Consider the following 8,977-nt stretch of genomic DNA (forward strand, 5'->3'; position numbering starts at 1 on the left):
GGTCGCTATTATTGGTGGGGCAAAATCCTCAGAACGCTTCTGCCGGCAGTTCCATGATGGTGGCGGAGCCGGCCTGGATGCGCGCGAGATTGGCCGCGGTCTCCGGCAGCATCCGCTCCATGAAGAAGCGGCCGGTGACGAGCTTGGTCGAGAGATAGGGCGTCGTCCCGCTCTCGGCAATCTTGGCCTGCGTCACCTTCGCCATCTTCGCCCACATGTAGCCGAGCGCGACGAAACCGAAGAGATTCAGGTAATCGGTCGCGGCGGCTCCGGCATTGTCGGGCTTCGCCATCGCGTTCTGCATCAGCCACGTCGTGGCCTGCTGGAGATGGCCGAGCGAAGCCGAGAGCGGGGTGATGAAGGACTTCATCGCCTCGTCGCCGCCGTTCTCCTTGGCGAAGGCCATGACCTCGCCGAAGAACGCCATGATGGCGCGGCCGCCATCGCGCGGCAGCTTGCGGCCGACGAGGTCGAGCGCCTGGATGCCGTTGGCGCCTTCGTAGATCATGGCGATGCGGGCATCGCGCACGAACTGCTCCATGCCCTGCTCGGCGATGTAGCCGTGGCCGCCATACATCTGCTGCGCCTGCACCGCGTTGGCGAAGCCGTAATCGGTGAGAAAGCCTTTCAGGACGGGCGTCATCAGGCCCATGTGATCGTCGGCGGCCTGGCGGTCCTTGGGATCCTCGGAGCGATGGGCGACGTCGCTCTTCAGCGCGGTCCACATCACGAAGGCGCGCGCGGCCTCGTTGAAGGAGCGGATCGACAGCAGCGTGCGACGCACGTCGGGATGGACGATGATCGGATCGGCCGGCTTGTCCGGCGCCTTGGCACCGGTGAGCGAACGGCCCTGGATGCGATCCCGGGCATAGGCGACCGCGTTCTGATAGGCCACTTCCGACTGTGCGAGACCCTGCACGGCGACGCCGAGGCGGGCCTCGTTCATCATCACGAACATGCCCTGCATGCCCTTGTTCTCTTCGCCGATCAGCCAGCCCACGGCGTTGTCGTAATTCATCACGCAGGTGGAATTGCCGTGAATGCCCATCTTGTGCTCGATCGAGCCGCAGACGACGCCGTTGCGCTGCCCCACCGAACCGTCGGCATTGACCATGAATTTCGGCACCACGAACAGCGACACGCCCTTGATGCCGGCGGGCGCGCCCTCGATACGGGCCAGCACGAGGTGGATGATGTTGGGCGCGAGGTCATGCTCGCCGGCCGAAATGAAGATCTTGGTGCCCGTGATCTTGAAGCTGCCGTCGGCCTGCCGCACCGCCTTGGTGCGGAGCATGCCGAGGTCGGTGCCGCAATGCGGCTCGGTCAGGTTCATGGTGCCGGTCCACTCGCCGGCCACCATCTTCGGCACGTAGGTCTGCTTCTGCTCCGGCGTGCCGTGGACGATCAACGCCGCGGTCGCGCCCATGGTGAGGCCGCCATACATCGAGAACGCCATGTTGGCGGAGATCTGGAATTCGTTGACCGCCTGGGAGAGCGTCACCGGCAGACCCTGGCCGCCGAACTCGGTCGGCGCCGACAGGCCGAGCCAGCCGCCCTCGGCGACCTGCTTGAACGCCTCCTTGAAACCCTTTGGCGTGGTGACGCTGCCGTCATCGGCGCGCTTGCAACCTTCGAGATCGCCGACGCGGTTGAGCGGCTGCAGCACCTCTTCGGCGAGCTTGGCGGCTTCGCCGAGAATGGCTTCACGCACGTCGCTCGACGCATCGGAGAAGCCGGCCAGATTGTCGTAGCGGTCGATCTGGAAGACGTCGTTGAGCAGGAAGTTCACGTCTTCGACGGGGGCTTTGTAGATCGGCATGGTGGTCTCCCGGCAGGCCTTGAAGTGATGATGCTGGCTTAGGATTGAGCGGCGGCCAACTGCTCCGCCATCAGGCGATGCAGCATGTTGATGGCCTTGAGCGGCCGCACCATCACCTTGAAATGCGTGATGCGTCCCTCGCCGTCGAAACTGATGATGTCGACGCCGTTGATCTCGATGCCGTCGATGATGGTCTTGAATTCGAGCACGGCGCCGCTCTCACTCTTCCATTCGCCGACATAAATGAAGCCGGGACCGCCAAGCACCTTCTCGGCGCTGGCCAGATATTTGAAGGTGATGTCGCGGCCGCGCTGCGGCGCGTGCACGACGGGGCTTTCGAAGATCGCGTCGGGATGGAGCAGGTCCCAGAGCGCTGCCCGGTCATGCGACTTCATGTAGCCGTACCAGGACTCGAGGCCGGTCATTCAGCTGCCTCCCTAAAGGCTTCGGCAAAAAACGCGAAAACAACCCCATGCACAGTAGCGCGAAGGTTGATTCCATTGGGGTTTTCGGGGCGGTGTTTGCCCTCGTTCTTTGATCACCTCATATGCACATTGACGCATATGCGCCAATGCGCATAAAGTCAAGCCAATTGGTTAAGAACAGGAGGACCGGATCATGGCTTTGGGCGACGCAATCCTCGCATGCCTGACGGAACGTCCGATGACGGGCTACGAGCTCGCCAAGACATTCGATTCCTCGATCGGCTTCTTCTGGAAGGCCGACCACCAGCAGATCTACCGCGAGCTCTCCAAGCTGCGCGACCGCGGCTACATCCAGGGCCGCGAGGTCGTACAGACAGGCAAGCCCAATAAACTGATCTATACGCTGACTCCGGAGGGTCGAACAGCGCTGCGGCACTGGGCTGCGCGGCCAAGCACGCCCCCTTCCATCAAGGACGACCTCCTGGTGCGGCTGCACGCGCTGGACAGCATCGGCCTCGAGCCCATGCGCACTGACCTGATGGCCCGGCTCGAGCACCACCGCGATCGCCACGAGAACTACGAGCGCATCCTGAAGAAGCGCTTTCCGGAAGGGGCGGCCTCCGGCGTGCTCGACCTCGGTAACCTGCTGCTGCTTCAGCTCGGCGCCCGGCACGAGCAGATGGTCGCCGATTTCTGCGAAGAGGCGCTCGAGGCCCTGTCGGCGATGAGCGCAAGCGGCACCGTGGTGCCGCTGGAGGACGGCAAGCGCGAGGGCAAGGGCTGAGCGAGTCGACCATTCCAGCCCAGTTTGATGTGTCAGCTAATGTCTCCGAACACCTGTCAGTGATCTGTCCGGTCTAAACAGAAGGCGGGCGATCCAGCATTCCAGAGGCTGCGCGGCTGGAATCGAGGGGCTGCAGCGTGCTGGATGCCCCACTTTCGCGGAGCATGACAGCGGTGGGTGTCGCACACCGCTGGCCAACTTTAAGACACCGTCAACGGGTTCCTTAACCCGTTATTTACCGTAACAGACAAAAGTCGGTTTTCGAGGCAGACGACCCGCGCCAAATTCGATTGTCTTTGCAACGGGCACGCGTGGGGAGGCTGGAGGCGCCGGGTGGGGCGCCGGAGTCGGGACCGGACAGAGTCATGAATTCGCGCGTATCGTGGAGTGTTGACGGCATCGATCCCTCCGTCCGGGAGCGGGCCGAAGCTGCTGCGCGTCGCGCCGGCATGTCACTCAACGATTGGCTGAACTCCACGCTCGGCGAGACCGCCCCGCCAAACTTTCGCGGACTTTACGACCAGCGTCCGCAAGCCCAGCACGTCCCGAGTCAACTGCCGAGCCAAGTCCCGAGTCACGTGCCGAGCCAGGAAAGCCGCGAAGTCGCCGACATCCACCAGCGGCTCGACGCCATCACCCAGCAGATCGAACGGATTTCCAAGCCCGCGCCGCGGCAAGATCCTTCGCGACAAGATACTCCGCGACCAGACGTCTCGCGCGAGCAAGGCGTTGCGCGCCAGCTCAACGACGCGATCTCGCGGCTCGATGCCCGGCTGTCGCAAATCTCAAAGCCGCAGCAGGCTCCGGCACCGCGGCAGGCACCCGTTGAAACGCGCCAGCGCCAGGCCGATGCGGTCGAGCGTGCGGCAGCGCAGGTCTATCGCAGCTCACCGCCCCTGAGCCCCGCTTCGTTCGACGTCGCGGTCGCCGAGATCACGGCACGGCAGAGCGAGCTCGACGGCTTTACGCCCAGACAGATGCCGCCGCGCGCAGCACCCTCGATCGCGCCTGCGGCAGCTCCTTACGCGCCCCCCGCGCCGCCTGCCTACGCTCCGCCGCCACCGCAGCCGGGGCCGGATTTCTCTGCGCTCGAGCGCCATCTGCTCAAGATCACGAGCCAGATCGAATCGCTCCAGCGCCCCGACAATACCGAGCAGGCGATCAACAGTTTCCGCAGCGAGCTTGCGGAGATCCGCAACGCCATCACCGAGGCGATGCCGCGCCGCGCGATCGAATCGATCGAGAACGAGATCCGCTCGCTGCATCGGCGCATCGACGAGACCCGCTCCAACGGCACCGACGGTCAGGTCCTGTCCGGCATCGAGCACGCGCTGTCCGAGATCAAGCAGGTGCTCCGCACGCTGACGCCGGCCGAGCAGCTCACCGGCTATGACGAGGCGATCCGCAATCTCGGCGCCAAGCTCGATCTGATCCTGCGCGCCAATGACGATCCCTCGACGGTCCGCCAGCTCGAAGGCGCGATCTCGGCGCTGCGCGGCATCGTCTCCAACGTCGCTTCCAACGAAGCGCTGGCCCGGCTCTCGGATGACGTGCAGCTGCTGTCGTCCAAGGTCGACCAGGTCACCCGTGCGTCCGGCCAAGGCGACAGTTTTGCGGTGCTGGAGCAACGCATCGCGGCGCTCACCGCGGCTCTGGAAACGCGCGAGCGCCCTCAGCCATCCGAGAGCAGCGAGCATCTCGAAAGCGCGATCCGCGCCCTGTCCGACCGTTTCGACCGCATGCAGGTCGGCAACGACTCGGCTTCGACCTTTGCTCATCTTGAACAGCGGGTCTCGTATCTTCTGGAGCGGCTCGAGACCGCCTCCGATCCGCGCAACGGCAATTTCAGCCGCGTCGAGGACGGGCTGCACGACATCCTGCGCCACCTGGAGCGGCAGCAGGCGACCTATTCGGCGCTGGCCGAGAGCCGCAACTCCGCGCCCCCTGCCGAGTCCGGCATGGTCGATCTCGTCAAGCGCGAGCTCTCCGACATCCGCTTCAGCCAGGCCGAAACCAACCGGACCACCCAGGATTCGCTGGAGGCCGTCCACAACGCCCTTGGCCACGTGGTCGATCGTCTCTCGATGATCGAGGGCGATCTGCGCAATGTGCGCACCGCGCCGCCCGCCCCAGCGCCGCAGCCGATGCAGATGCCGATGGCCGCTCCCATGGAGCCCGCGCCGATGGCGCGCGAGCCGCGGCAGCAAGCACAGCAGCACCCGAAATACGATCCGAAGCCCGAGCTGCCCAATCCGGCCGCCGCTCAGGCGGCGCAAGCCGCCTTCGCCGCCGCGCCGCGCGAATTCCATGCCGCCGCGCCGGCGGCGCCGCCGCCGCCGCTGCCGATGCCGATGGCACCGCCGCTTCCGCCACGCGCGATCAGCGAAATCCTGGAGCCGCATACGGCGCCCACGCGCGCCGCGCTTGCGCCCGAACTGCCGCCGGATCATCCGCTCGAGCCGGGCACCCGGCCGGGTGCACGCATCGCCACGCCTTCCGAGCGCATTGCCGCGTCCGAAAGCGCAATCAGCGAAATCCCGGCCGCGCCGAAGGAGCCGGTGTCGTCGTCGAGCTTCATCGCCGCCGCGCGCCGCGCAGCCCAAGCCGCCGCCGCGCAGCCGCCCGAGAAGCCGGCCCGTGGCGCCAAGACCGCAATCGCCCGCGCCAAGGACAAGGGCCAGGAAGGTGGCTCGACCATCACCTCGAAGATCCGCTCGCTGCTGGTCGGCGCGAGCGTGGTCGTGATCGTGCTCGGCACTTTCAAGATGGCGATGAACCTGCTCGATGGCAGCAGCCCGTCGCCGTCGCCGCAGGCGATGGAGAATTCGTCGCCCGCGCCCGCGCCGCAGGCCCCGCCGCCGGTCGAGAACAAGCCCGCCACGCCCGAGCAGGTCACGCCGTCGATGACCTCGCCGACCCCGATCGGAAAACAGTCGCAGAACAATGCCGCGCCGGGGCCCGTGACGAGCCCGAGCGGCACCGCTTCGGTCGAAATCCCGCAAACCGCGGCGCCAACCCCGCCTGCGGCCTCCAGCGACGTCACCGGCGCGCTGTCGGGCACGAGCCGTGCGAAACTCGCGATGATCCAGGTGCCGCCGAGCGAAAAGCTGCCTGACGGCATCGGTGGCCCCGGCTTGCGCACCGCCGCGATGAAGGGCGATGCGACCGCGGCCTACGAGATCGGCGTGCGCTTTGCCGAGGGCAAGGGCGTGGCCGCGAATTACGACGAAGCCGCCAAATGGTACGACCGCGCGGCACAGGCCGGCGTGGTGCCCGCAACCTTCCGCCTCGGGACACTCTACGAAAAGGGTCTCGGCGTGAAGAAGGACGCCGACATCGCCCGCCGCTACTACACGCAAGCCGCCGAGCGCGGCAACGCCAAGGCGATGCACAACCTCGCGGTGCTCGATGCCGACGGCGGCGGACGCGGCGCCAATTACAAGAGCGCGGCACTGTGGTTCCGGAAGGCCGCCGATCGCGGCGTCGCCGACAGCCAGTTCAACCTCGGCATCCTCTATGCCCGCGGCATCGGGGTGGAGCAGAACCTCGCCGAGTCCTACAAATGGTTCACCCTCGCCGCCGCTCAGGGCGATGCGGACGCAGCAACCAAGCGCGACGACGTCGCCAAGCGGCTCGACCCGCAATCGCTCGCCGCTGCCAAGCTCGCGATCCAGACCTTCAGCGCCGAGCCCCAGCCCGACGACGCCGTCAACGTTGCGGCCCCGAACGGCGGCTGGGACAGCGCCCCGCAGGCCAACGCGAAGCCGGCGCCGAAGCCGGTTGCGAGCAAGAAGTCGGCGTCGGCGGTGCATTGAGAGCGGTCGCTCAATCGTCTCTGAGGAAGAATCCACCTGGTCGTCCTGGCGAAAGCCAGGACCCATTACCACAAGCGATCGTTGTTGGAGGACGGTGTGGCCACAGCCTGCCGCGATAACGACCAGTCGGGATAATGGGTCCTGGCTTTCGCCAGGACGACATTGGAGGAGCCACGGTTTCCTCGATCACCTCCTCACCCCCATTCACCACGCCCGAAATTCCTGGTCCCGCCCGCTACCGAATTCCGCTATTGAGGGACGCGGCAATCGTTCTGCCCTCCTGCGAGCATTCCGCGCAATCGATCCGTCTCGCCGGAAGCGTGGTCTCTCGATGCAGCTCTATCTCCCGATCGCCGATCTTCCGGTCAACGTCTTCCTCGTGCTAGCGATGGGCGCGGCGGTCGGCTTCGTCTCCGGCATGTTCGGGATCGGCGGCGGCTTCCTGATGACGCCGCTTCTGATCTTCATCGGCATCACACCGGCAGTCGCGGTCGCTTCCGTCGCAAGCCACATCGCCGCCTCGTCCTTTTCCGGCGCCCTCGCTTATTGGCGGCGACGCGCGATCGACCCGGCGCTGGCGAGCGTGCTGTTATGCGGCGGCGTAACCGGGACGGCTCTCGGGGTGTGGACCTTCACGCAGCTGCGCGCGCTCGGCCAGCTCGATCTGATGATCGCACTGTCCTACGTCGTGCTGCTCACCACCGTCGGCAGCCTGATGTTCTCCGAAGGCCTGCGTGCCCTGATGCGGACCCGGCGCGGCGCGGTGCCGCCGCGACGCACGCATAACTGGATCCATGGCCTGCCGCTGAAGATGCGGTTCAAGCGCTCCAAGATCTACCTCTCGGTCATTCCGGTCGTGATCGTCGGCATCCTGATCGGCTTCATCGGCGCCATCATGGGCATCGGCGGCGGCTTCATCCTGGTGCCGATCATGATCTATTTGCTGCGGGTGCCGACCTCGACGGTGATCGGGACGTCGATGGTCCTGACGCTGGTCACGATGCTGTTTGCGACCCTGCTGCACGCGGTCACTAATCACCTGGTCGACGCCGTGCTGGCGCTGATCCTGATGGTCGGCGGCGTCACCGGTGCGCAGTTCGGCGCCCGCGCCGGCCAGAAGATCCGCGGCGAGCAGTTGCGGCTGCTGCTCGGCCTCTTGATCCTCTCGGTCGGTGTTCGCTTCGCGATCGAGCTGGTGATCCGGCCCGAGGATCTCTTCACCATTCGCGAGCTGGGGGTGAACGGATGATGCGCGCAGCTCTCGCAGTCCTGGTTGTCCTGCTGCTCGGCTCCGCCGCACGGGCCGAGCGCCTGATCGTGTCGGTCTCCAACCATCGCGTCACGGTGACTCCGAACTATTCCGGCGAGGAGCTCGTGCTGTTCGGCTCGGTCGAGAAGGACGCCTCCACGCCCGTCGACCGCAAGAGCTACGATCTCGTCGTCACCGTGATGGGCCCGCGCGCCGACATGGTGACGCGGCGCAAGGAGCGTACCTTCGGGATCTGGATCAACACCGACTACCGCCAGTTTCTGGAGGTGCCGAGCTATCTCGCGCTGTTCGCCAACCGCTCCTTCGATGTCATAACCTCGCCCGAGATCGCGCGACGCCAGCAGATCGGGCTCAACAACGTGCTGCTGACCCAACGCGTCAGCGGCGACTATGCCGATGTGGTGCCGAACGACGCGTTCCGCTCCGCCTTCATCCGCCTGCGCACCCAGCGCGGTCTCTACCGCGAGGATCCGAGCGCGGTGACGTTCCTGACATCGACCCTGTTCCGCACCGGCATTCCACTGCCGGCGGAGGTGCCGATCGGCACCTATGAGGTCGAGATCAAGCTGTTCGCCGACGGCGCGTTCATCGGCAAGACCGAGACCGCGTTCGAGATCGTCAAGGTCGGCTTCGAGCAGTTCGTCGCGACCACCGCGCGGCAGAACGGCCTGATCTACGGCCTCGTCACCGCCGCGATGGCGCTGATGACGGGCTGGATGGCGTCGATTGTGTTTCGGAAGGATTGAGGGAACTACGCTCTCTCCTCTCGTCGTGGCCCCGCATGCCCCGGCGCGCCACTTTTAAATATGCCCGGCGGTGGCCTGTGGCGCGGCCAACAAACCCCCCCGCGGTCCTGATGGCCCC

The 8,977-nt window shown here is 65.9% G+C and carries 6 protein-coding genes; 4 read left to right on the forward strand and 2 right to left on the reverse strand.

Features of this window, described 5'->3' with window-relative positions; all coding sequences use genetic code 11:
* Positions 1–28: 28 nt before the first annotated feature.
* Positions 29–1,819 carry an acyl-CoA dehydrogenase C-terminal domain-containing protein gene (locus AC0L3K_RS36090; protein ID WP_354200532.1) on the reverse strand — a complete coding sequence of 597 codons (1,791 nt, stop codon included), beginning with the start codon at positions 1,817–1,819 and terminating at the stop codon, positions 29–31.
* Positions 1,820–1,857: 38 nt separating this feature from the next.
* The gene (locus tag AC0L3K_RS36095) at positions 1,858–2,244 is read right to left on the reverse strand and encodes a nuclear transport factor 2-like protein (RefSeq protein WP_007599406.1); all 387 of its coding nucleotides are present in this window, start codon (positions 2,242–2,244) and stop codon (positions 1,858–1,860) included.
* Positions 2,245–2,437: 193 nt separating this feature from the next.
* On the opposite strand from AC0L3K_RS36095, the gene AC0L3K_RS36100 reads away from it, so the two are divergent.
* The 4 genes from AC0L3K_RS36100 (at position 2,438) to AC0L3K_RS36115 (ending at position 8,859) form a co-directional block, all read left to right on the forward strand.
* Positions 2,438–3,028 carry a PadR family transcriptional regulator gene (locus AC0L3K_RS36100; RefSeq protein ID WP_018460020.1) on the forward strand — a complete coding sequence of 197 codons (591 nt, stop codon included), beginning with the start codon at positions 2,438–2,440 and terminating at the stop codon, positions 3,026–3,028.
* A 365-nt stretch (positions 3,029–3,393) separates the two neighbouring features.
* Positions 3,394–6,843 (forward strand): tetratricopeptide repeat protein, encoded by a 3,450-nt coding sequence (locus tag AC0L3K_RS36105; RefSeq protein WP_473367834.1) that lies wholly within the window; start codon positions 3,394–3,396, stop codon positions 6,841–6,843.
* Positions 6,844–7,174: 331 nt separating this feature from the next.
* Positions 7,175–8,092: a sulfite exporter TauE/SafE family protein gene (locus AC0L3K_RS36110; protein ID WP_275174587.1), complete on the forward strand. Its 918-nt coding sequence runs from the start codon at positions 7,175–7,177 to the stop codon at positions 8,090–8,092.
* The gene (locus AC0L3K_RS36115; RefSeq protein WP_354200536.1) at positions 8,089–8,859 is read left to right on the forward strand and encodes a TIGR02186 family protein; all 771 of its coding nucleotides are present in this window, start codon (positions 8,089–8,091) and stop codon (positions 8,857–8,859) included. Before AC0L3K_RS36110 ends, AC0L3K_RS36115 begins: the two co-directional genes overlap by 4 nt.
* Positions 8,860–8,977: the final 118 nt, after the last annotated feature.

It is taken from the genome of Bradyrhizobium sp. MI1.10 (assembly GCF_055811035.1).

Bases quoted from the DNA above. Each gene is read 5' to 3' on its own strand.
- AC0L3K_RS36090 (WP_354200532.1), bottom strand. From the start codon at position 1,819: ATGCCGATCTACAAAGCCCCCGTCGAAGACGTGAACTTCCTGCTCAAC.
- AC0L3K_RS36105 (WP_473367834.1), top strand. From the start codon at position 3,394: ATGAATTCGCGCGTATCGTGGAGTGTTGACGGCATCGATCCCTCCGTC.
- AC0L3K_RS36100 (WP_018460020.1), top strand. From the start codon at position 2,438: ATGGCTTTGGGCGACGCAATCCTCGCATGCCTGACGGAACGTCCGATG.
- AC0L3K_RS36115 (WP_354200536.1), top strand. From the start codon at position 8,089: ATGATGCGCGCAGCTCTCGCAGTCCTGGTTGTCCTGCTGCTCGGCTCC.
- AC0L3K_RS36110 (WP_275174587.1), top strand. From the start codon at position 7,175: ATGCAGCTCTATCTCCCGATCGCCGATCTTCCGGTCAACGTCTTCCTC.
- AC0L3K_RS36095 (WP_007599406.1), bottom strand. From the start codon at position 2,244: ATGACCGGCCTCGAGTCCTGGTACGGCTACATGAAGTCGCATGACCGG.